This is a genomic window from Segatella hominis (assembly GCF_019249725.2).
GTDB lineage: Bacteria > Bacteroidota > Bacteroidia > Bacteroidales > Bacteroidaceae > Prevotella.
Genome location: NZ_CP137559.1, coordinates 3348614 through 3372839, shown reverse-complemented (window position 1 = coordinate 3372839; position 24226 = coordinate 3348614). Strand labels below are relative to the sequence as shown.

The 24226-nt window shown below is 41.6% G+C and carries 21 protein-coding genes and 2 tRNA genes; 5 read left to right on the top strand and 18 right to left on the bottom strand.

Annotated features, from left to right (window positions below; all coding sequences use genetic code 11):
- Window positions 1-8: 8 nt before the first annotated feature.
- Window positions 9-368, bottom strand: coding sequence for a subtilase (locus KUA50_RS13685; protein ID WP_118119388.1), 360 nt, complete (start codon window positions 366-368; stop codon window positions 9-11).
- A 223-nt stretch (window positions 369-591) separates the two neighbouring features.
- Window positions 592-664, bottom strand: a tRNA-Phe gene (locus KUA50_RS13680).
- Between the two features lie 161 nt (window positions 665-825).
- On the opposite strand from KUA50_RS13680, the gene KUA50_RS13675 reads away from it, so the two are divergent.
- Both KUA50_RS13675 and KUA50_RS13670 read left to right on the top strand, forming a co-directional pair.
- A tRNA-Pro gene (locus KUA50_RS13675) sits at window positions 826-901 on the top strand.
- A gap of 66 nt (window positions 902-967) precedes the next feature.
- Window positions 968-1993, top strand: a complete 1026-nt coding sequence (locus KUA50_RS13670; RefSeq protein WP_218455932.1) for a helix-hairpin-helix domain-containing protein — start codon at window positions 968-970, stop codon at window positions 1991-1993.
- Window positions 1994-2039: 46 nt separating this feature from the next.
- Here the strand turns inward: KUA50_RS13670 and KUA50_RS13665 are convergent, their stop codons facing one another.
- The 6 genes from KUA50_RS13665 to KUA50_RS13640 form a co-directional block, all read right to left on the bottom strand.
- Window positions 2040-3395, bottom strand: coding sequence for a sodium-dependent transporter (locus KUA50_RS13665; protein WP_218455931.1), 1356 nt, complete (start codon window positions 3393-3395; stop codon window positions 2040-2042).
- A gap of 61 nt (window positions 3396-3456) precedes the next feature.
- A complete protein-coding gene (locus tag KUA50_RS13660; protein ID WP_218455930.1) occupies window positions 3457-4830 on the bottom strand; it encodes a sodium-dependent transporter in 1374 nt (457 codons plus the stop codon).
- 166 nt (window positions 4831-4996) lie between these two features.
- Complete coding sequence (locus tag KUA50_RS13655) at window positions 4997-5497, bottom strand: CYTH domain-containing protein (protein WP_218455929.1); 501 nt, start codon at window positions 5495-5497, stop codon at window positions 4997-4999.
- A 62-nt stretch (window positions 5498-5559) separates the two neighbouring features.
- The gene (locus tag KUA50_RS13650) at window positions 5560-5709 is read right to left on the bottom strand and encodes a hypothetical protein (RefSeq protein WP_218455928.1); all 150 of its coding nucleotides are present in this window, start codon (window positions 5707-5709) and stop codon (window positions 5560-5562) included.
- Window positions 5710-5735: 26 nt separating this feature from the next.
- The gene (gene prfB / locus KUA50_RS13645) at window positions 5736-6857 is read right to left on the bottom strand and encodes a peptide chain release factor 2 (RefSeq protein ID WP_218455927.1); all 1122 of its coding nucleotides are present in this window, start codon (window positions 6855-6857) and stop codon (window positions 5736-5738) included.
- A 60-nt stretch (window positions 6858-6917) separates the two neighbouring features.
- Window positions 6918-8726, bottom strand: coding sequence for an AMP-dependent synthetase/ligase (locus tag KUA50_RS13640; protein WP_218455926.1), 1809 nt, complete (start codon window positions 8724-8726; stop codon window positions 6918-6920).
- 132 nt (window positions 8727-8858) lie between these two features.
- Here KUA50_RS13640 and KUA50_RS13635 point away from each other — a divergent pair, with 132 nt between their 5' ends.
- A complete protein-coding gene (locus KUA50_RS13635; protein ID WP_218455925.1) occupies window positions 8859-9923 on the top strand; it encodes a M20 family metallo-hydrolase in 1065 nt (354 codons plus the stop codon).
- Window positions 9924-9966: 43 nt separating this feature from the next.
- Here KUA50_RS13635 and KUA50_RS13630 read toward each other — a convergent pair whose 3' ends face one another.
- The 5 genes from KUA50_RS13630 to dut all read right to left on the bottom strand — a co-directional run bounded on the left by KUA50_RS13630 (window position 9967) and on the right by dut (window position 15882).
- Complete coding sequence (locus KUA50_RS13630) at window positions 9967-10602, bottom strand: starch-binding protein (protein ID WP_318346047.1); 636 nt, start codon at window positions 10600-10602, stop codon at window positions 9967-9969.
- Window positions 10603-10843: 241 nt separating this feature from the next.
- Window positions 10844-12616 (bottom strand): murein hydrolase activator EnvC family protein, encoded by a 1773-nt coding sequence (locus KUA50_RS13625; protein ID WP_218455923.1) that lies wholly within the window; start codon window positions 12614-12616, stop codon window positions 10844-10846.
- The gene (locus tag KUA50_RS13620) at window positions 12616-13527 is read right to left on the bottom strand and encodes a DUF4292 domain-containing protein (protein WP_022109828.1); all 912 of its coding nucleotides are present in this window, start codon (window positions 13525-13527) and stop codon (window positions 12616-12618) included. The genes KUA50_RS13625 and KUA50_RS13620 overlap by 1 nt, the downstream gene beginning before the upstream one ends.
- Window positions 13511-15391 carry a tetratricopeptide repeat protein gene (locus tag KUA50_RS13615; RefSeq protein WP_318346046.1) on the bottom strand — a complete coding sequence of 627 codons (1881 nt, stop codon included), beginning with the start codon at window positions 15389-15391 and terminating at the stop codon, window positions 13511-13513. Before KUA50_RS13615 ends, KUA50_RS13620 begins: the two co-directional genes overlap by 17 nt.
- A gap of 53 nt (window positions 15392-15444) precedes the next feature.
- Window positions 15445-15882 (bottom strand): dUTP diphosphatase, encoded by a 438-nt coding sequence (gene dut / locus KUA50_RS13610; protein WP_022109830.1) that lies wholly within the window; start codon window positions 15880-15882, stop codon window positions 15445-15447.
- A 179-nt stretch (window positions 15883-16061) separates the two neighbouring features.
- On the opposite strand from dut, the gene KUA50_RS13605 reads away from it, so the two are divergent.
- On the top strand, window positions 16062-17399 hold the full coding sequence (locus KUA50_RS13605) for a deoxyguanosinetriphosphate triphosphohydrolase (RefSeq protein WP_218455922.1): 1338 nt from the start codon (window positions 16062-16064) through the stop codon (window positions 17397-17399).
- A gap of 766 nt (window positions 17400-18165) precedes the next feature.
- On the opposite strand, the gene KUA50_RS13600 is transcribed toward KUA50_RS13605, so the two are convergent.
- From KUA50_RS13600 to KUA50_RS13580, 5 genes are all read right to left on the bottom strand, one after another.
- On the bottom strand, window positions 18166-18594 hold the full coding sequence (locus KUA50_RS13600) for a hypothetical protein (RefSeq protein ID WP_287855613.1): 429 nt from the start codon (window positions 18592-18594) through the stop codon (window positions 18166-18168).
- Window positions 18595-18722: 128 nt separating this feature from the next.
- Window positions 18723-20285, bottom strand: coding sequence for a PQQ-binding-like beta-propeller repeat protein (locus KUA50_RS13595; RefSeq protein WP_218455920.1), 1563 nt, complete (start codon window positions 20283-20285; stop codon window positions 18723-18725).
- 20 nt (window positions 20286-20305) lie between these two features.
- On the bottom strand, window positions 20306-20920 hold the full coding sequence (locus tag KUA50_RS13590) for a hypothetical protein (protein WP_218455919.1): 615 nt from the start codon (window positions 20918-20920) through the stop codon (window positions 20306-20308).
- Between the two features lie 712 nt (window positions 20921-21632).
- The gene (locus KUA50_RS13585) at window positions 21633-22628 is read right to left on the bottom strand and encodes a GNAT family N-acetyltransferase (RefSeq protein ID WP_218455918.1); all 996 of its coding nucleotides are present in this window, start codon (window positions 22626-22628) and stop codon (window positions 21633-21635) included.
- A gap of 18 nt (window positions 22629-22646) precedes the next feature.
- Window positions 22647-23474, bottom strand: coding sequence for an acyltransferase (locus KUA50_RS13580; RefSeq protein WP_022110212.1), 828 nt, complete (start codon window positions 23472-23474; stop codon window positions 22647-22649).
- 294 nt (window positions 23475-23768) lie between these two features.
- Between KUA50_RS13580 and mraZ the strand changes: the two genes are divergently transcribed.
- Window positions 23769-24224 (top strand): division/cell wall cluster transcriptional repressor MraZ, encoded by a 456-nt coding sequence (gene mraZ / locus KUA50_RS13575; protein ID WP_022110211.1) that lies wholly within the window; start codon window positions 23769-23771, stop codon window positions 24222-24224.
- The last annotated feature ends 2 nt before the right edge of the window (window positions 24225-24226 follow it).

The following is a 24226-nucleotide window of genomic DNA, read 5'->3' as shown; positions in this document are numbered from 1 at the left end:
CTCCTTTTTTACTTGATAATTACTTTCTTACCATTCACGATGTAGATACCCTTAGACAATCCCTCAAGAGAATTACCTACGAGTTGACCATTTAGGTTAAAAACCTTACCCTGCAATGACTTCTTAACCTCTTCTATCTTGTTGATTCCTGTAGTAGAATCATAAGAAAAAGAAAGAGACACAAGCGACATATCCTTCGTTTCAGAAGAATTGTCCGCATAATTGAGCGTTACGTTATCACCATCGAAGGTAATCTCGGTGACGGTTTTGTCTGAGACATTACCATCAATTTTAACGGTCTGCTTGTTGTTCGCAAAAACAACGGAAGCAAACATACCCGCTAAAAGCAGTAAATAAGTTTTTTTCATTTTAAACTAAAATGTTTAGTAGATATATATTATTTTGGTTTTTATGATTTACTTTTACGCTGCAAAGGTAGCCAAAATTCTGATACAGCAAACGTTTTCGTTTCACTTTTTACACGCAAACGTTTTCATAAGTGTCAATATGCCATTAAAACGAAATATATAAAACATTAGGGAAATTAAAAAAGCCGAATCTTGTTACGAAGATTCGGCTTCTAATAAGAAGTGGTACCACCAGGAATCGAACCGGGGACACAAGGATTTTCAGTCCTTTGCTCTACCAACTGAGCTATGGCACCAACTAATATGAACAAACAAGAATTCTCATTTGCGGGTGCAAAGGTAGTACTTTTATTTGATTCCACCAAATTTTTCCGCACTTTTCTTTCAAAAAAGTTTAAAATTTGCCTTTTTATTTTGAAATATATCAGATTTTATGTACTTTTGCAAGCAATAAAAGCGGGATTTAGCGCAGTTGGTAGCGCACGTCGTTCGGGACGATGAGGTCGCTGGTTCGAGTCCAGTAATCCCGACCAAACTAAGAGTTTACTTCCCGTAAACTCTTCATTAGATCATATTTTAACTTTAAATGCGAAAACGATATGCTTAAACTAAAAGATTTCTTTTATCTACAGCGTAACGACCGACAAGCCATTCTGGTTCTGCTCGGTATCATCATCATTTGTCTTACTCTCATTATCATTGTGGGAAAAGTCAATACGAAAGAATCAAGTTTGGAAAACGACTATTCTGCAGATAATAACCCCAAAAGCATGACTGGCGATAATCACCAAGAATCATCAACTGCAGATAAAAACATTAGCGAAAAGCATCCTTTATATTATAAGGTAGAGGGAACAATTCACGAGTTGTTTCCTTTCGACCCTAATACTGCCGACAGCACCCAGCTTCTCAAACTCGGTTTACAATCATGGCAAGTACGAAGTATCTATAGGTTTCGTGCTAAAGGCGGCATCTTCAGAGAAAAAACTGATTTTGCCCGTCTGTACGGACTTACCAAGAAACAATACGAAGTACTGGCACCTTATATTATAATAGGTGAAGATTACCGGCCTGCATCCGACTACTATGGCAACAGCAGAGCCCCCAAAAGAAACTACCGGGAAACCCAGTATGGGAATGGTGCAAACACAAGTACGTATTCACAAGCAAACAATGGCGCTAATTCTACAAATGCTAATGGAAACAACATCTACAGTTATCCACAAAAACTGAGACCGGGGCAACACGTCATCGTCAACTCTGCCGACACAACAGAACTGATGAAGATTCCAGGCATTGGCAGTTATTATGCTAAAAGCATCACAAGATACAGAGAACAATTAGGAGGCTTTGCATCCATTAACCAGCTGAAGGAAATAGATGGACTGCCAGAAGAAGCTCTGTCTTTCATCAAAATTACTCCTGGAGAAGTGAGAAAGTTGAATATCAATTCTCTCTCACTCAATCAACTTCGACGTCACCCCTACCTCAACTTCTACCAAGCGAAAGAAATTTGCGACTATCGACGGTTAAGAGGTCCTTTCAAAAGTCTGGAGGAACTAAAACTCCTCAAGAACTTTCCATCAGCAGAAATAGAGAGACTTAAGCCCTATATCATATTCTAAAAAAGGGTGTGTCATCAGTCAATGACACACCCTCTTGGATTTCAAATCAAAACACTCCTAACTGATGCAGGAATATAGTTAATATACATAATGGACAAACGATACGCACCATAAAGAGATAAACACCGAAAAGAGAACCTTTCAAAGTTCCCCAATTCGTAAACTCATCTCTGACCACTTTTTTCGGCACATACCAACCTAAGAAAATACAGGTTGCAAAGGAACCCAGCGGCATAAACAACTGAGAAGTAAGATGGTCGCAGAAATCAAGAAAGTTCAAATGAAAGAGACTCAGTTCTGGCATGGCTCCACAAGATAAAGAACAGAAGATACCAATAATACAACAGGTTATAGTCTCTACCCAGGCACCCTTCTTGCGAGTTACTTTCAATTCCTCATAAAACATGGCAGTACCGATTTCGTGCATAGAAATAGTGGAAGTCAATGCTGCCAACACCAACAATGCGTAAAACAGTACAGAAATAATATACCCCACAACAGGCATAGAACCAAATGCCTGTTGGAAAACATTAGGCAAAGTGATAAAAATGAGTGAAGGACCACTATCCGGATTAACACCTACAGAGAATGCTGCTGGGAAAATCATCAATCCCGCCATGATGGCAATAATCGTATCTATCAATGCTATCTGAGTGGCAGATTTCAAGAGATTGGTTTGTCTGCTAAAATAAGAAGCATAGGTACAAAGACAAGCGGTACCGAGGCTCAAGGAGAAGAAAGCCTGTCCCAAAGCCTCCAGCATCACGTTCTCATCCACTTTTGAAAAATCAGGCTTCAACAGAAACTCTATACCCTTGAATGCACCAGGCAGAGAACAAGACGAGATGACCAATACAATCAGTAAGACAAAAAGCATTGGCATCAATATTTTGGAAGCTTTCTCTATACCATTACGCACACCCTTGACAACCACACAATGGGTAATCAAGATAAAAGCAATCGTCCAGAAAGTCGGTTTGATGGGATCAGAAGAGAATTCTACGAAATATTGCTTTACATAACTGACATCTCCATGAATACCTCCCAACAACGAAGCATAAAGATACTGCATGCACCATCCTGCCACTACCGCATAGAAGCCCAGAATAATCATGGACGTAACAACTCCCATGACACCTAAGATTCCCCAAGGTTTTCCATTTGAAAGATTATGATAAGAACGCGCTGCATTAGCAGCAGAATGACGTCCGATAATAAATTCACCTACCATACCAGGAATACCCAGCATGAAGATACATACCAAGTAAATAAGAATGAAAGCAGCACCTCCATTCTGTCCAGTCATATAGGGAAAACGCCAGACATTTCCCAAACCTACTGCAGAACCAGCAGTAGCCAGAATGACTCCCAGCTTGGAGCCAAAACTACCTCTATTTTCCATTTCGAAAGAATTCTAATAAGTACTCCATATTCATCATGGTAAAGTACTCATGGGTTATTAATTACAAGATTCCGTCCAAGATTCCCAATTGATTCAGGAACACCAAGAGAATCAGAATAGGACAAACGAACCGCACCAAAAACAGATAAATACCAAAAAGATTTCCCTTTAAGGTTCCCCAATTGGTAAACTCATCCTTCACTAACTTCTTCGGTACATGCCATCCGATGAACAAGCAGGTAAGGAAACCGGCTATAGGCAAGAAGATCTGTCCTGTAACAAAGTCAAACCAATCAAACAAGGTTTTACCCAAGAAGGTCAATGAATCTGTAGCACCCAAAGAGAGCGAACAGAAAGCACCGATAATTGCACAGGAAACCGTAACGATAACTGCTCCTTTCTTGCGGTCTATCTTCAGTTCTTCATAGAAGAAAGAAGTATTCACCTCATGCAATGACATCAGCGAAGTAAGTGCAGCCAATGACAAAAGTATATAGAACAACAAGGAAACAATCCATCCCAAAACAGGAATAGAAGCAAAAGCCTCATTGAATACATTCGGCAAAGTGATGAAAATCAAAGAAGGACCACTATCTGGAGATACACCTACCGAGAACGCTGCAGGGAAAATCATCAGACCGGCAAGAATCGCGACCAGAAAATCGATGAGCGAGATCTGCAATGCCGATTTGAAGAGATTGGTTTGTCTGCTAAAATAGGATGCGTATGTACAGATACAGCCCATACCTATACTTAAGGAATAGAAAGACTGTCCTAAAGCACCTAAGAAAACGCCCCTGTCAACCTTACCGAAGTCCGGTTTCAAAAGGAACTCAACACCTTTCCCTGCATCTGGCAGGAGACAAGCAGCAGCCACGATAATCAGCAAAAGGATAAACAGGATAGGCATCATAATCTTAGATGCTTTTTCTATACCGCCTCTCACTCCATGAATAATCACGAAATGACAAATCAGGAAAATTACCACCGTCCACATGACAGGTCGGATTGGATCTGAAGAGAAATCCTTGAAGTAATTAGCCACAAAAGCAGGATCACCATGCAATTCTCCCATGACGCTGGCATAAACATACTGCAAGCACCAACCTGATACAACTGCATAATAACCCGTGATCAGAAATCCAGTAAGCACCTCCAGATATCCGATCCATTTCCATGAATTACCATTGGCCACTTTGGTATAAGCACGAGCCGTATTGGATGCTCCATGACGACCGATGATAAATTCGGATATCATACAAGGAATACCCAACAGGAGTACACAACCAATATATACCAAAATAAAGGCGGCACCACCTTCCTGCCCAGCCATGTAAGGGAAACGCCATACATTACCAAGTCCAACAGCACCACCAGCCGTAGCAAGTATCAAACCAATCTTGCTACCAAAACTTCCTCTACTATTTTCTGTCATTTGAAATACTTTCTCTTTATACGAGTGCAAAATTATAAAATAATTCGCATTTAAACGTATAAATCGAAAGTAAATATCTCAAATTAGTTCACTTTTTGCAATTTTATGCCTTTTCAGATACTTTTTTATCACTTTTGTTCCGAAAAAGCGACAGAAACCGTACCCCTTAACGATATTCTTCTGGTAGAGTATTGCGCCAAACCACAAAAGGGAAATTCAATAAATGTGAATTATAGAAGCGCTTATCACCAGTCACCTCCATTCCGATGAAATCCGGTTTCTCGTAGGCTTCTTTTTCATCACTAAGTTCCACCTCAGCCATGACAAGACCTTCGTTATCACCATAGAACTCATCCACTTCAAAGGTATGCTTACCACTCTTCACCAGATAGCGACGCTTATCGATGACACCACCCTTACAAAGTTTCAAGAGATGTTGAGCCTCATCCATGGTGATTTCCTTTTCAAACTCATAACGCGTCATTCCTCCATTTACAGACTTACCTTTGATCGTAAGATAAGCCTTGTCATCACGCGTACGTACCCTCACGGTAGCTCCATCAGCAGGAATATAGCCCTGCTGAATATGGCTATTAGAAAAGGCGGCGCTTTTATATGCGTCGCCCTTCTTTACGAGGAATTTTCTTTCAATTTCTAATCCACTCATAGTTTCCATATTAGAAACAGGAAATCACAGATAAAAATAACTTCCCATTTCCGGTTCATAAATTATGCGAAAGAAGATGCATAAATAGCGAAGATAATAGCCAAAGCTATCAACACGCCAAATATCCACTTGATGACTTTCTCACCTTTCGCAGCCTGCTTCTTCTCATAAGCAGCATGCTTTGCTCTTCTTAAGTCTTTATTACTACTCATAGTCTTTTAATATTAGGTTATTATTACTATTCTTCATTCTCGGAAGGGAATTCCATCAGGTATGCCTTGATAAATCCGTCTATCTTACCATCCATTACGCCATCAACATCCGATGTCTGATAATTGGTACGATGGTCTTTCACACGACGGTCATCGAAGACATAGCTTCGAATCTGACTTCCCCACTCGATCTTTTTCTTACCAGCCTCTATCTTAGCCTTAGCTTCGAGACGTTTCTTCATGGCACGGTCGTAGAGTTGACTCTTCAAAAGCAACAATGCCTTGGCACGGTTCTTCGGCTGGTCACGCGTCTCAGTATTTTCGATAAGGATTTCCTCTTCCTCACCCGTATCAGGATCCGTGTACCAATATCTCAATCGGACACCAGACTCTACCTTGTTGACATTCTGACCACCCGCTCCACTGGAACGGAATGTATCCCAAGACAACTTGGCTGGATCTACATACACTTCGATGGTATCATCAACCAGCGGAGTAACGAAGACACTGGCGAAACTGGTCATACGCTTACCCTGAGCATTGAAAGGAGATACACGCACCAGACGGTGCACACCATTCTCACTCTTCAAGTATCCGTATGCAAACTCGCCACCTTCAATCGTCATGGTGACGCTCTTGATACCAGCCTCATCACCTTCCTGCATGTCGGTAATGGTCACCTTATATCCATGAGCCTCAGCCCAGCGCATATACATACGCATCAACATCGAAGCCCAATCCTGACTCTCCGTACCACCGGCACCAGAATTGATCTTGAGTACACAGTCCATAGGGTCCTCCTTCTGGCGAAGCATATTCTTCAATTCCAAATCTTCTATCGCCTTGATAGCCTTATCATAGTCAGTATCCACTTCCTCCTCGGTCACCATCTCATCTTTATAGAAGTCGAAAGCAAGTTGCAGTTCGTCAGCATAGAGACGTACTTGCTTATAGCCATCCAGCCATTTCTGGATGCCTTTTACTTTCTTCATCTGCTCCTGAGCATACTTAGGATCTTCCCAAAAGTCAGGAGCCTGAGTGCGGAGCTGTTCCTCCTCAAATTCTACTTTTTTCTGGTCTATATTCAGATAACGATGGAGAGCGTCAGCACGATCCATCACATCTTTCAACTGGTCAGCTGTTATCATTTTTATTACCTTATCCTTTAAATAACTTCCTGTTTCTTTTTCCGATACTTCACCATGAAGTTACTCTTCATACATCTTGTCTATCTCTGCCTTATAGTTTTTATTGATAACTGGTCGGCGAATCTTCAGCGTATTGGTCAACTCTCCTGCTTCCATAGAGAAATGGTGAGGCAAGAGCGTAATACGTTTGATCTGCTCATAATAAGCCAAATGCTGCTGAAGAATCTTGACACGCTCCATCAGCATCTTCTGTACCTTCTCGTTGGCACAAAGTTCTTCTCTTCCAGAGAAAGGAATATGATGTTCACGAGCCCAGTCTTCTACCAATCGGAACTCCGGCACAACCAAGGCTGAAACGAACTTACGCTGGTCTGCAATCACGGCTACCTGATCGATGAATTTATCCACCAAGAGCAGAGATTCTACCTGTTGAGGAGCAATATACTTACCGTTCGAAGTCTTAAAGAGATCCTTGATTCGTTCAGTCAGGTACAACTCTCCGTCCTTCATATAGCCGGCATCACCTGTATGGAAGAAACCCTCCTCGTCAAACGCATTTGCATTTGTCGTATCACGATGGTAGTAGCCCTTGGTAATAGTAGGACCTTTCAACAAGACCTCATTGTCTTCACCTATCTTAATCTGAATATTAGAGATAGGACGACCTACGGAACCAATGGTGAATTTCTTATCCAGATGAACACAGGAAACCGTAGCAAGACTTTCGGTCAAGCCATAACCTACCACCATTCCGATACCAACAGAAAGGATGAATTCCTCAACTTCAGGACTCACGTAAGCACCAGCAGTAGGGAAAATATTAGGATTCTCCAAGCCCAACTGCTTGCGCACCATGCTCAAGACAGTCTTATTGACTACCTTATATTCAAGTTCAAGCGTCAAAGGAGGACGCTTACCATTGGCAAGATATTCCACATTACGCTTGCGGCCAACAGCCAAAGCGTGATTAAACAGTTTCTTTTTGAACGAAGGAGCCTCATCCATCTTAGCCTTCACAGCAATATACACTTTCTCCCAGAATCGAGGCACACTACACATACAAGTAGGATGAACCTCTCGCATGCTTTCCTGTATCTCATGAGGGTAAGTGTTGATAAAAAGTCGTGCACCTTCACTCAAGCAGAGGTAAGACCATGCACGTTCAAAGATATGTGTGAAAGGCAGAAAGTCGATGACACGATCCTTGTCTGTAACAGGGACACACTCATCATTCGCCTTAATAGCAGCATGATACTGTCCGTATGTAAGCATCACTCCCTTGCTATCACCAGTAGTACCACTGGTATAGAGGATATCAGCCAAATCATCCATATTGGCCTGCTTATAAAGTTCCTCCACTTCTGTCTGGCGAGGAAGATTCTCACCCAACTTGATGAAATCCTTGAAATATAAAGCTGCGGGATCATGAGTACTGATACGTACACTGGAATCAAAGATAACGATGCGCTCCAAAGATGGACAAAGCGCAAAAACACGATGGGCCTTGTCATACTGTTCCTGTTCACCTACGAAGAGGATACGCACTTGGGCATCGTTGACCATATATTGAATTTGTTGCTCACTACTCGTAGCGTAAAAAGGAATAGCACAAACTCTCACTCCGTATGCTCCAAAATCAGTATATAGATAATGTACACAGTTCTGTGAGAACACGGCAATCTTGTCCTGAGGCTTCAAGTTCAGGTTGAGCAATGCATTGCTAACTTGTTTCACTCTCAGAGAGAACTGATTCCACGAAACAGTTTGCCATTGTTCACCGCCAAACTTCTTAAAAGTAAGCGCTGGTTTATCACCGTACTTTTTAGCCAAGTCGTGAATCAGTACTGAAAGATGACTATTGATTTGCATAAGCTTTTGTTATTTATATGGGTGCAAAGATACGGCAAATAGAGGACAAAACAAAATAAAAATGGCATTTTTTCCATTTTGTCTGCTCTTTTTTTCGTAACTTTGCCACAGAATTCAAAAACGAGGGAGATTATGATGACACAAGAACAATTCACCAATGATGCCGTTGAGCTGCTGAAGAAGCTCATCGCCACCCCATCTGTAAGCCGTAATGAAAAGGATGCTGCAGATATCATGGAACAGACGATCCGCAGTTATGGTTTTGAACCTCAGAGGGAAGCCAACAATATTTGGGTGATTGACCCGCACTTTGATGAAAGCAAACCTACTTTGCTGCTCAATGCACATATTGACACGGTAAAACCTGTAGACTCATGGCAGCGCCACCCCTATGCTCCTACCATAGAAGGCGACCTTCTTTATGGTTTGGGCAGCAACGACTGCGGAGGCGGACTATGCTCACTACTACAGATATTCAGAATGCTTACAGAGAAGCCACAGAGCTATAACCTTATTTATCTGGCTTCTGCTGAAGAGGAAGTATCGGGCAAAGATGGTATCAGCCGTGCTCTACCGCTATTGCCTAAGATAGACCTCGCCATCGTTGGTGAGCCAACTGGCATGAATCCAGCTGTAGCAGAAAAGGGGTTAATGGTCTTAGATGTCATCGCTCATGGAAAGAGCGGCCATGCTGCCCGTAACGAAGGAGTAAACGCTATCTATGAGGCACTGGATGATATGCGCTGGATTCGTGATTACAAGTTTGAGAAAGTAAGCGAGTTCTTAGGTCCTACCAAAATGACATTAACGGTAGTGAATGCTGGTACTCAGCACAATGTGATTCCAGACAAGTGTACGATGCTGGTAGATATCCGCACCAATGAATTTTATGACAATGAGGAGGTCTATCATTTTATCTGCCAGCACTTGAAGAGTGAAGTAAAGGCTCACAGTTTCCGTTTGAAATCATCCCGTATTGATCCTGAGCATCCTCTTATTAAGAAATGTGTAGCCATGGGAATGAAGCCTTTCGGTAGTCCTACCCTTAGCGACCAGGCTCTGATGCCATTTCCTTCCTTCAAGTTGGGACCAGGAGAGTCTTCCCGCTCCCATTCCGCAGATGAGTTTATCAGAATAAGCGAAATAGCTGATGCTATTGCCAAATACAAAGAGCTCTTAGATGGCGCTGCCATCTAAGAGCTCTGCTCGATTCATCTATATTATATGTTTACCTGCAGAATTACTTCACTACCTTTTCAGCAGAAGCATTTGCGCCATTGATAGCTGTACCAGGAGTACCATCGTTGATAAAGAACTTAGCATTGAGGTATGCTGTAGGAATCGTTGCCTTATACCATCCTGTCTTACCATTATGAGAAGCAGAAGCATCGTAAGTCATCTTTACACCTGGCCATACAGAAGAAGATGTTTTACCATTATAGAAATAGCAATAAACATTCTCCCAGCTGGAAGCGTTATCGAAGTAAACATACTCTGGATCAACGATCTCATCTTCATGTACCTTGGTCACAGTATTGCTGTATGTTCCGTCAACATAGTAGCCGTGGTTGACAAACTCCACGTCAGCAGTTAACTTATTTCCATTACCATCCAAGAAAATGAGTTGAGCAGGAGCAGTTGTCTCGGTGCCATCATAAGTCCACTTGAAGACATTCTTTCCAGAAACACTCTTACCTACAAGAGGCAACTTTTTATTGATAGCATCATTCCATGCACCAGCATACTTAATTACAGGACTAACCTTGTTATTCCATACATATACGGCTGCAGCCGAAGAAGGCTGAACAACTAAGCCATTAAACGTCATGCCAAAAAGCAAGACAAGTAAGTTAAATAATAAGTAATTCTTTTGCATAATTAAGTTTAAAGATATTTAGTTACTAATCTATTCCGATTGCAAAAATATCCATAAATTCCTTAAGTATTAGCAAGATATTAAGAAATTCCCAAGTTTTTCGTGAGCAAACGTTTGCACAAATATCTGAACTTTTGAACAGGTTTTCAAGAAAGTGTTTCTTACAAAAAATCCTTATATATAACAACAAAAAGATGGCGGCCAACAAATTATGCAATTCGTTAGCCGCCACCCTATTTTTCTATCTTCCAAGCCAAGCTTCAGGATTCAGTTTTGCCGTTTCCTTACGCAACTGGAATTGAAGAATATGATCAGATCCTACAGCACCTAAAGCTTGACGAGTGGAAACTCGCTGTCCCTTATGAACGCTGACAGATTTCAAATTACAATAGACAGAGATATAAGCACCATGACGAACAAGGACATTCCACATTCCTCCATATCCGAAGACAGCACTAACCTCACCATCATAAATGCTACGAGCCACACAACCAGGTTTACCTAAGATATTGATACCCTTATTATCCAGTGTGACGCCCTTTAAGCCTTCTACATTATATTGTCCGAAATGACTCACAATGCGATAACTGCCGCTAATCGGCATCGGCAAGCGACCACGATTAGACTCGAAACCACCACTCAACATACGGTCAACCGTACTCAGGGTAGCCGCTTCCTGCGCATCCTGTTTAGCCTCAGCAATTTCCTTCTTACTGCGCTCAGCATCAGCTTTAGCCTTCAACTCGGCAGCCTTACGATTAGCCTCAGCCTCACGGGCAGCCTGTTCTGCAGCAGCTTGTTTGGCAGCCTGTTCTGCAGCAGCTCTGGCAGCAGCTTCTGCAGCAGCACGAGCAGCAGCCTGAGCCTTCGCCTTTGCTTTAGCCTCAGCTTGTCGGGCAGCTTCCTCTTGAGCTTTCTTTGCAGCCTCCTGTGCCAATCTTGCTTCTTCAGCAGCCTTACGTCTTGCAGCCTCAGCAGCAGCTTCGCGCGCTTTTGCCTCAGCAATTCGTCGGGCATTTTCACGAGCAGCTGCTTCTGCAGCAGCTTTCTTACGAGCCAATTCTGCAGCTCGCTTTTTGGCTGCAGCAGCTGCAGCAGCCTTGCGTTTAGCCTCAGCTGCAGCACGGGCACGGGCTTTTGCAACTTCCTGTGCTATCAATCGATCAATCTGAGCATTGATGGCAGCATCCTTCTGGCGCTGGTCTGCAATAACAGCCTGAATAGTCTTCTGTTGCTTTTGAAGTCCCTGAACTACCACTTTCTGTTCCTGCTGTTTTCCTTCCAGTACAGTCTTCTCCTGTTTTCCTTTATACAACAGATTATTCTTATGACCCTTGACCGTCTGCAGTTGTCTGTGCTTGTCATTCACCTGGTTTTGTTTCGCCTTAACAGCTTCACCCTGAGCTTTTTGGAAAGCAGAATATTGACGGATGAAAGACAGGCGGCGATACATCTGTGACAAACTCTTGGCACTAAAAATAAACATCAGCTTCTCCTGTACCGAATGATGACGGCTCATATATCTCATCGAGCGGATATACTTGTTTTTACGGTCCTGCAACTGCTGTTCCAAGGTCTTGAGCTGAGCATTCAAAATACCGATATTGCCCTCAATATGCTGAATATCCTTCTGGATACCTTCAATATTCTTCTGTCGCTGATCTATCTCACCATTGATAGCCATCAGGTCTTGCAAGCGTTTCTTCACATCCTCCTTATTCCTACGAAGAGCCTGTTCCTGCTCCCTGATTTTCTTTTGGATATTGGCACGCTGACCCTGCAATCCTCTGATAGAAGCATTGCTATAGGTAGCAGCCTTTCTCTCTGCTTGAGAAGGGGTAGCATGAGTTGTTTTCCTGGCAACCGGCTTTCTTCTTACAACTTTCTTTTGAGGAGTTTTACGAACTACCTTCTTGTGAGCAGTTACGGTCGCTTTCTTCCTCGTAGTTTTATGTTGCGCAAAAGGAGAAAGCGTAAAAGAAAGTGCTAATATGAATAATAATATACGTCTCATTACATATTCATGATTTTACTGAGGACATCCTCAGGAGATACCTTTTTATATTTATCTGACACCTTAGTCTCTGCCTCCCAATTACTATCTGTCTTTACCGCATTCATATCAATGGAAATCTGCATTTCTTTGTCAGATTTCGCCAAATCGGTCATAAACTTCAGTTTCAGAGAGGCTGGGAATTGTTTTACTCCTACATTCTTAAAATTGCTATAGTCTATATGAAGCACCGAATTGCTGTTGGCTGTCTTATACTTCACATCAGACTGTAAGATACGACCTGTATTACGGTCAGCACCCCAGGCGTAGGTCATGTTCCCCTGTTTGAAAGTAACTGGCACCACATCGCCGGCAGCATCCAAGTCGGCATCAAATTTCTTCAAGTCTGATTCAGAAACTCTCTGGTTACCAGGCAACAAGAGTTGATTCCAGAACAAGGCTTGCAAGGAATAGAAATTAACTCCCTGTTTCTTCAGGAAATCCACCTGATTGTAATCTGCCTTGATATATTCCTTGTGCAAACGGTCGATAATCAGCACATAGTCTGGAGTGAATTCCAGTCTGCCAACCTCTGTACCTAAAATAGGAATAAAAAGTTGGATACGAATCACCTGGTCCTTTCTCATACGAAGAGCACCAGGCACAGAAATGTCCTTGCTGCCCATCTGAAGACTGAACGACATATTGCCAACAATATTCTTAGAATAGACCTGGTTGTCAGAAACTTTCTGCACGAAGGTCAATTTCTTTAACGCTTCACTCTGGTGCCCGCGACTGGAATTTGCATTCTGGGACTGGGAAGTAGAAGTCGAACCATTCCCTTCTACAACCTTCTTGGTACCACATGCACCCAGTAAAAGCGGCAGACAAAGAGCTATCACTTTGACGAAGTTTTTATTTTTTCTTTCCATTTCTCAATTTATTATTCTTTTTCGCACCACTTCGACTTTGAGATTTGCGATCAGGAGTTACAGCCGAACCACCTGTCATTCTCTTGATTTCTTCCTCCGTGATGTATCTTTTATTCTTAATTTTCGTCATGATACCTTCCGATTTATTGCCAGCATCATACGACTGTTTCCAAAACTTCAGAGCTTCTTCTGTTAGTCCATTCATAGCATAAATATCCCCAGCATGCTCGATGACGGTATTGTTGTTCTGAGTCGAATCCAGATTGGCAATAGCCTGGTCGATATAGATTTTTGCCTCATGATAACGCTCTTCCATGAAGAGAATCCAGGCATAGGTATCCAGATAAGTACCATTTTTCGGTTCCGCCTTGATGGTCTTAAAACTCATCTGCTCCGCCTTGTGCAACTCTTTTCCCTTCAAGCTGATATAATAAGCATAGTTATTGAGCGCAGCCACATTATCATCCTTCCATTGCAAACAGGAATCATAGGCAGCAAACGACTCATCTTCCAAACCTTTCTTGTTCAAGATATCTCCCATAATCATATACAGGTCAGATACCAAGGCAGGTGAACTCTTTTCATTTATCTGTGCCAATCCCTTTCGGAAAGTCACGAGAGTAGCATCATCATCCCCTTTCATATAATGCGCCATTCCTCCAAAATAATAGAATACCATCTCATCAGGATTGTATGCCTGAGCCTGGTTGGTCATGTCAATAACCTCATCATATTTCTTTTGGTCCCATAGACTTTGTACCAGTTGCAAACGGGCACTCGCATTATCGGGAGCAATCGTCAGAACTTTCTGGAAAGCAGCATCTACAGAATCCTGCGGCATCTTCTTCAAGTCCATATAAGCAGCTCTCAGTTCTGCCAATTCACCAGAAGGTTTAGGCACATTGAGTATCTTCGTGAAGAGATTCAATACCTCAGTCGAATCACCGCCATTACGTTCATTCTCCTGAATAAAAGAACGAATCATCACGATTTTTGTTTCCAATTCCGTATTTTTTCCCAGCAAGATACGGTCCAGCATCTGTCGTGCCTGTTCTTTCTGACCAGTAGCATTGTAATAATCATATAGCGAAGACTCCGCATAGGCATTGTCAGGTTCCTCCTTGAGAACATCCGTAAAGAGCTTATATGCTTCCTTTTGTCTGTCGTGCTGCATCAGCCAGTTACCCAACATCGTCTTATAGACCATATCAAGAGGGTGCTTATCAGAAAGGCTTTCCAATTCCCGATAAGCAGCTTTGCTATCCCCCATCATTTCATAGACACGCATTTTAGACAGGGTAAACTGCTCACTCTCGCCCTCTTCCTTTTCTAATCGGGCAATCGTAGAAAGCATTTTCGAGAAATCATTTTTCTGCTGATAAAGCTGGAGAAGAATGCGCAAAGCATCCGTATTATCATGATTATGCGCATAAATCAGTTCATACGAATCTATCGCTTTATCATACTGTTGATTGCCAATATAGTACTGCGCCAGTCGCTCCGGATAGGTCTGGTTTTCAGGATTAAGACTAACAGCCTTTTCCAGACAGGCTAAAGCGATGGAATCCTTTTTCATTTGTGAGTAATACACCGACTGGAAATAATACACCTCAGCCGCATGGGGATTGATGGCACGGGCATGCTCCAACAAGTCGAAGGCAGCACTATAGTTGCCTGCACCTTGTTGGCGGATGGCCTCCAGGAAGAAGTAATCAAAGCGTTTCTTATCATTTGCAGGAATTGTATCCTGTTCAACAGCATCAGCTTTAACTTGCTTTTTCTTACGCGCCAAAGATGGCAAAGTGGCAGTTCCGAGCAACAGAGCCACCATTCCCAAAGCTATATATTTAGCACTAATCTTCACGTTAATCGTTTCCTCTTAAAAAATATTGATTTAACACCAGAATACCTTTATTCTTATTTGACTCCAGTATGTCCATATCCGCCTTCGCCACGTTCAGTTTCATCAAGACTTTCCACCTCAACGAATTCCCCTTGTTCGTGCTTGGCAATAACCATTTGTGCAATACGCTCACCCTCATTTATAACGAAATCTTCCTGAGAGAAATTGATGAGCAATACCATGATTTCACCACGATAGTCAGCATCGATTGTTCCAGGAGTATTGAGCACGGTAATGCCATGCTTCAGAGCAAGACCGCTGCGAGGGCGAATCTGCGCCTCCAATCCTGCAGGCAAAGCCATATAAAGTCCTGTAGGCACAAGTCTTCTCTCCATGGGATGGAGTACGATAGGCTCGTCAATGTTAGCACGCAAATCCATGCCCGCACTCTGAGGTGTGGCGTATGTTGGCAGAGGCTGGCGCCCCTTGTTGATAATCTGGATTTTAATCATAATTACACTTTTAAATATTTCAAGTTGCTTGGCTTTTTAAAGTAAAGCACAGCATAGATTGTGCAAAAATACTGCTTTTTGAGCACAATAAGGAATTTTTGAAAGAAAAATGCAAGATTTTAAACAAAAATAAGTGCTTTTTATTTTGCATTATGCAAATAAAGGTGTATTTTTGCGTCATGGAATGGAAAAAACTCATATCAAACAAGCGTTTCGGACAAGAGCATAAGCATGCCGAGCGCCATGACGATCGCTCTGAATTCAAGCGCGATTACGATCGCCTTATTTTCTCCTCAGCTTTCCGTCGCTTGCAAAACAAGACCCAGGTATTCCCTCTGCCAGGTAGCATCTTCGTGCATAACCGCCTCACCCATAGTCTGGAAGTGGCGAGTGTCGGAATGTCGCTTGGCAACGATATTTCCCGCCGCATCATAGAGAAACGTCCTGAATTAAAAGACACTCTTTTCGAAGAAATCGGCACCATCGTGAGTGCTGCCTGTCTTGCCCACGACTTAGGCAATCCTCCATTCGGCCATTCAGGCGAGAAAGCCATCCAGACCTTTTTTACTGAAGGAGCAGGACTTGCAGTTAAAGACAAGGTTAGCAAGAAGTTTTGGGACGACATCACCCATTTTGAGGGAAATGCCAACGCCTTCCGCATCCTTACTCATTGTTTTAAGGGAAGACGTCAGGGCGGTTTTGTGATGACCTATTCCATGCTTGCTTCCATCGTGAAATATCCATTTGCCAGCAGTCTGGCTGGAAGTCACGGTAAGTTCGGTTTTTTCACTTCCGAAACGGAATCGTATCAGCGAATTGCGGAAGAATTGGGCATTACCTGCTTCTCTCAACCAGGTGAGCCACTCAAGTATGCCCGTCATCCCTTAGTATATATGGTAGAGGCTGCAGACGACATCTGCTACGAAATCATGGATATTGAGGATTCCCACAAGTTGAAAATTCTATCATTCAAGGAAACAGAAGAGTTGCTTTTAGCTTTCTTTGATGAGGACACCCAGCGCAGGATACAACAGCGCATAATCGACGAAGGGGTAACCGATGAAAACGAAAAGGTGGTTTATATGCGAGCCAGCGTTATCGGCAGACTGGAGAACGAATGCGTCAAGACTTTCATCGAGCATGAGGACGAAATACTTGCCGGCACTTTCCAGGGGAGCCTCATCGACCATATTGCAGAGCAACAACGTAATGCCTACAAGCAATGCGAAAAGATTTCCTTTGCCAAGATTTACCACAGCAAACCAGTACTTGACATAGAACTGTCTGGTTATAAAATTATGGCTACGCTGATGGAGGTGTTTATTGATGCCGCCATCAACCCGACCCGTTTCTATTCCCAGCAACTCATCCGCCGTGTAAGCAGCCAATACGACATCAACAATCCCGATTTGGAAGAGCGCATCATGGCCGTGATAGATTACATCAGCGGCATGACAGATATCTACGCATTAGACATCTATCAGAAAATCAATGGCATCAGTTTGCCGATTGTGTAATCCGGAAGGTAATCGAAAATTTGAAGAGCGAAACGAGAAAAGCCCTTCACCCTTCACCAATATATCATAAACGCTTGACATCCAAGCGGTTACAAGGAAAATAACTTAAAATCACCCTTCACCACCCTTCATCTTAAGACTAAGGTTAGTCGTCTATTAAGGCTAAAGGTGATCATCTATTAAGATTAAGAGAGAGGAAGGGTCATTGGTCCATGATGCATTTTACTCATCGAACTTTGAAATTTAATGTCTATATTTTTCACAACCAGCAAAATTTCGAGTCAAACAAATACCCAGGCAATTGTAGCTAATAAAGGGCAAAAAACGACAAAAAAGATGAAGAGCGATGAAGGGTGATGAAGGGTGCGTTTTTACCCTTCACCCTCAAACCTCCTGTGTTTATCGGCATTTTAGGAGAAAAGATGAAGGGTGAAGGGTAAAATCGCATTCCGATTTGAAATTTTCTACGCTATAAAGATTTTTCTAAAATTCACCACATCTATTTTCAAATAAATACCGCTACAAACATTTTCTATAATAAGGAAGCAAGAGAACAGAATACCCAGCAGATATTCTTGTTCGCTAAGTAGGCAAAGCGCTGTTCGCTAAGTAGGTCAAAAGCGCCTTTGGAAGGGCACTATTGCGCCAAGGTAAAGGCACCTTTGTGCTCGGGTAAGAGCACAATTGTGCCCCCGAAAAGCACAAGGGTGCACAAGTCAAACACCACCCGTAAACCCGAAGCCCAGATTTCTATCTTTCAGAGATGCTATCTAAAATCAAATACGCGATCACAAAAATCACTTTTTGTCACAGTCCTTTTGTCATAACGTTTCTCTGCACGAATTTTCTGCATCGGATAAGACTTAGCAACCTGCAACTTGATTACATAGATGTAACAAGTATCATAAAGGCAAAACATATCCGGATCCGCAATCACACAAGAATCAGGCAAGGCAATTGAACCAATTGTCGCCTTATAAAACTCCATTTTAGCCTTTGCATCAATAGGTAATTCAATGCTCTGCAATTGCTCATTCCAATATTTCCAGTCTCTCAATGTATCTACCCCAGAGAAATCTATCATCAATGTATCATTGGTACAATTTTTAATTTGAAAGAAACTACGCCTATCCATAACACAAGCACTACAAGAACACAATAAGTTGAAACCTATTAACACTAAAACTTTTTTCATTACTTCTATTTGCATGATAAAAAATCTATATTATTTCCTTAGCCCATCCTTCCCTAATCCACTTTATAATATTATCCTTATTGTATCTGCAAAAGCCCTATTTTGTAGGGGTGGGAAACTTTAGTTATTTACAGCTTAAAAGTTGAAATTTTATGCTTATAAACGACAATGATATTATTATTCCCTGCAGATTTCACTATACTTGGTTGCCATTTGAACTTAGCTAGAGCCGTTCCGTCAGGATAAATCAACCAATAATTGGACTTGTCTGCATTGTTTTGCAGACAAATGGCATCATCAATTTTAAAACGAACAGCAAAAGTCTCACCAAGCTCATACTTGTCAAGTATATTCATGTGTTCATCCAAGACACAAAGTTTATTTTTATCTGTCAGCATCGGGCAAGTGCTAGCACCTGCTTTAACCAAAGTAAGTTTTGGAGCCATACCATGGAAAGCATATAGGTCATGATTCGGAATCAAGAACAACGAGCCAAATTGTTTTTTATCCCAATCCTTGACATTGATGGTCGAATCTTGGAAAGAACAATATACCGTCTTTTCCGAGCCAGCCAAAAATACGCCATTATCCGATAGGAAACCGTCGTTCATGACATGCTTTTTGTCATATAAAGGCAAAAATTTCTCCAGTTTACCTGTCAAAGCATCAAAAACAGCCAAGAAAGGCTTGCCACATTTAATACGTCCACGCATCATACTATCCCCATATCCGTAATTTAGCATGAACACTTTCCCATCTCGCATCATCAGCTCTGACGTAGAGGATTCCTTGTCCTCGAAGTTATACTTCCACTTGACTTGCAAGCTATCAGTACCCAAGCAATACAAATAGTTACGGTCGCTCACATAGATGCAAGCGTCTTTTTGAAGGATATTTGAAGTCAATCCAGTAATAGTATATGGATTGAGATTATAATAAAACGTCACAATAGGAGAACTAAAACCAACAGCTGATGCAACAGAGACAATATTTGTCAAAGCCAGCAACGCCATTCCCTTTGTGTCCTTTATACCTGTTTTAGCCTTGACCTTCCACATTTTGCCTGTTGTTATGTCTATCTCGTTGATATCATCCCCGACAACTACCAGATGAGTAGAGTCCACCATGACAGCTCTTTCCCAACCAATATTTCTCGTCATAGGAATATCAGCATTCCATAACAGTTTACCATCATGCAAACGATAGGCATAGGTATTGCTAGAACCTATTTTATCCAATCCTACAACTATATCCAAGCTATCATTGATATAGACAGGGTATAGATATTGAGTCCACAAAGATTTACCAGTTTTGCTATCAGACAACGTTAGCAAAGACTTGCCATTGCTTTTCAAGGTAGTAGATAACAGAACACCTTGCTTTGTTATAGAGTGTACTGTACACAACGACAAATCCAATGTTTTCTCCCAAAGAATGCCTAAATCCTTTGCATTCAAAGCATACAAGCAACCAGAAGTTGTCGGCTTACCTTTCTTGGTAGTATCACATGCAAGTACCATGACAAGACTGTCGTAAGTTGCCACAGACTGAATATTTTTGTTCAACTCCAAGGTTTTGCCCCAAAGTTGCTTGCCGTCATTAGTCTCTGCCACAGAGACCGAATCCACTACGTTTTGCGCTGTAACATTTATTGAGAACAACAGCAACAAAAATAACATTAACTTCTTCATATTTACGAGATTTATATTTTTCAGAATCTTACCAATAAACCAGCAGTGAGCATACTCTTGCACCCAGCATTCCACTCGCAGAAATACCTAAAACTTTCTCCACCTAATGACATACCAACTAAAGTCACATTATATCCCAAATCGGCTTTGGTTCGATTACACTCAAAGCCAGGCACAGTAACTTTCTCTTTCAGCAAAGCCAATCCTAAGCCTGCACCCGAATAAGCGCGAAAGATGCCGTAGCCCGATGTAAACCAAGTATAGGTAATAGCTGGAAGTGCATACATGCAAGACAAATCCGAATTTCCACGAGGTTCTGACGGTTCTACCGTATCATCAACATAATTACACCATTCACTAGTAGTAAAACCAACAGAAGCACCAACCGACACTTTCTTTGAAAGGCGATACTTATAATCTATTCCTATATGAACTGGAATTGCAAAACATTCCGAGTCACCACCACTATATGGAATAGGCTTTGTCAGTTTGTCATGTTTATCTATCACATACAAATTCAACAAGCCCACACCAAAGTATAGTTCATGGCGTTTGCCAATATCTTGCTTACTCGACAATGAGGTTTGAGCATGAGACATAAGTGTTCCCAACAGCCACAAGCCTACAAACATCATTACCACTTTAGCAACATCATCATTCAACACCTTTTCTAAAATACGATCTCTACATTTCATAAGCTTCAATATTTTATATTCGTATCAAACTTACCATCTTTATCTCTTGCGATTGTCATTCTACGATGATACTTTCACGTCATCTATACTCAAACAAACGTTTTTTAAAATCCTTTTTCGTTACACACCTTCTATCATAGAGCTTTTTCTTTCGGATATTCTCTAGCGTATAAGTTCTTACAATACTCCATTTGATAGTATATATATAAAACGTATCACTATTCATTGGCCAGAAACCTCTAGACTTTGTACCTGGTGCTACACAATAATAATTAAAGATTACATTTTTCTTTCCATGGACATTCACGGAAGTTGTATCCATAGAAATTAAGTCTATCGTATCTCTACAATGGAGATTCCAATACATATCGTTGCTCAATGTATCGGACTCTGTCAAATCGATTAACAATGTATCTTTAGTGCAATTTTTAACACAATAGCCTGCTGGCTTTGAGTCAAAGAAACAAGAGCAAAGAATTAAAGACATGAAAATAGGAAATAGTGCATTCCTTATTAACTTTATTGTACACATAATATTTATTTGATTAATTTCAACACTAAACATAACACTTTTCATATTACATAAGAACAAAAAAACGCTCCCACTTCCTCACCTATTCAAGAGAGGAAATGGGAGCACAAAATATTATGGTTAATTGTCTTTTTCTTTATAAATAACATTGTTAGCTCCACTCGTAATCTTAAGAGCTTCAGGATGTTCTTGGATAAACGTATTGATGTGGCGCACACGCTTTTCTTCCAATATTTCATCAACGGCAATCAAGATGCCGGTCTCCTCCACATCACCAAAACCATAGTTGATGGCTGTGCCGAAGAGCTTCATCGTAGGACTCAAATTCATGTAGGCATTAACCAACGGAGGAATGTTGAAACCAAGTTTACGCACCTCGCTATTCAAAATACGATAGTCTGCCTTGAAATCAGACTCAGTAAAGATAGCAGCCAACTCAGACTCTGGAGTTTCCAGTCGAAGAGGTTTCATCGGAATAACCAGGTTTTCCTTATCATCAAAATGCTTCTTGAGGAAGTAGAGAATCATGTCGCGACCTCGACGGATGTAGGAAGGATACATCGTCATCTTGCCAAAGAAATACTTGAGTTCAGGATAAAGAACCGTCAAGGCTCCCAAACCATCCCATAGATTATCTAAAGCGAAGATACTTTTCGAATTCTTGCGAACATTCTGATATTCAAGAGAAACGAACGAGCGCCCCAACTCTACCGTATAAGGCATATATTCCTTTAAAAATTTTTCAGAAAAGTGGAACATGTGACTTGTTGCCAATATAGGCTGTCCGTTCTCATCTAATTTCCAGTCCTTTCCCAACAAATAGCGATAACCACCGATAATTTCATCAGCCTCAGGATTCCAGACAATGAGTTGCTTATAGCAATTCTCTCCGAAATCAAACTCATCCAAGTCCATCGACTTTCCAGAACCACCACCAGCGGTACGGAAAGCAATCTCACGCAAGCGGCCGATTTCCTTCAGTACATTAGGAGAATCATTAGCCGTTACAATATAGATTTCGTTATGACTTTTATTAGTCATACGAAGTTGCTTGTCGGGAGTTAACTCACTCTTCAGCAAGGCTTTGTCTATTGGTTGTATAATCTCTTCTTCCATTTTCTTTTTATAGAAATCCTATAATTCGTAAACTTTATCTTCTACATACTGCGCCCACTCTGTAGCCGTTTTACTTTTATCAAAAGTTTGCCACGGAATCGGCTTTCCTATTGCTATTCTGAAATGCTTGCCCACATTCTTGTACATCTCATCTACCAGAAACATCATGGCGAGATTGAACGGCAGATGCTTGTCACTAAATCTGGCAATACGATAGAAACGTTCTGAGTTCTGACCGCCGAAATGAATCGGCACGACATCTCTCTGATATTCAACACTCTTAGAAATGAAAGTCTTTTTCCAAGGGATGTCATGAATCGTACCATCATCACGCTTGCGACTATTAAGTCCTGCAGGGAACATCAACATGTGATTTTTGCTCTGGAAACCAGCCTCTACCATACGAGGGAAGTCACGACTGTTACGTCCGGTTTTATTGATACCGATGCTCACAGGTTTCAAACCAGGAAGATTGAGCAGGAGATCATTCACCAGATAACGGAAATTACCATCATAATGCTGTCCGATGATGGAACCCAAAGCCACTCCATCCTGTCCACCCAAAGGGTGATTAGAAACAAAAGTATAGAGCTTGCCATCATTCTTGTCAGGCAAGTTTTCAGCTCCTACAATTTCGATATCCATCTTCAGATATTTCACACACTCAGTCAGCCACTCCGTACCCGACAGATGGCGACTTTCCCATAAGAACTTATTAACCTCGTCTTCGTGAACGAGTTTCTTGAGCCAAGACACGACAAATCCAGGCACAAATTTAGCCTTTGCACCCATCTTGCCTTTCAGTATCCTATCTATGTCGATTGTCTTTTCTATTGCTTCACTCATTTCATTATTCAGCTAAACTAGCTGCAAAAATAACTCAACTTTTTTAAATACGTGCCATTTTTGCGAAAAAAAATCAAAAAACACATAAATTTAGTTGGAAAAAGGCAGTTTTCTCTTTATTTTTGCCCACTTTAATACGTTTTTCCCCGCATCAAAGTACGCTTACGAAACAAGCTCGTTTCCCGACACAATCAACTTTTTTATTAAGTTTTTAAAAAATTGTGGGGAAAAGTGGGGGAATATGGGGAAAAATGTGTACCTTTGAACCCGAATTCTTTTATATAAGATGTACGTATGCGTTTTTTAGGCAACATAGAGGCTAAAACTGACGCGAAGGGACGTGCCTTTCTGCCAGCTTCTTTCCGCAAGATTCTTCAAGTTTCTGGCGAGGAAAACCTTGTCCTCAGAAAAGACGTCTTTCAGCCCTGCCTGGTCGTTTATCCAGAATCCGTATGGAATGAACTACTGGACCAGTTGAGAAAGAAACTCAACCGATGGAATGCCAAGGAACAGCAGATATACAGAACCTTCATAGCAGACGCCATCTTGCTGACGCTCGATGGCAACGGACGTTTTTTGATTCCGAAGAGACTGCTCAAACAGGCTGACATAGAACAGAGCATCCGCTTCGTCGGCATGGGAGATACCATAGAAATCTGGAAAAACGAGGAAGAAGGAGAAACCTTCATGGAACAGGAAGAGTTCAGTAAGGCATTACAGGAAGTAATGTCATTTAATAACGAAGATTAAGC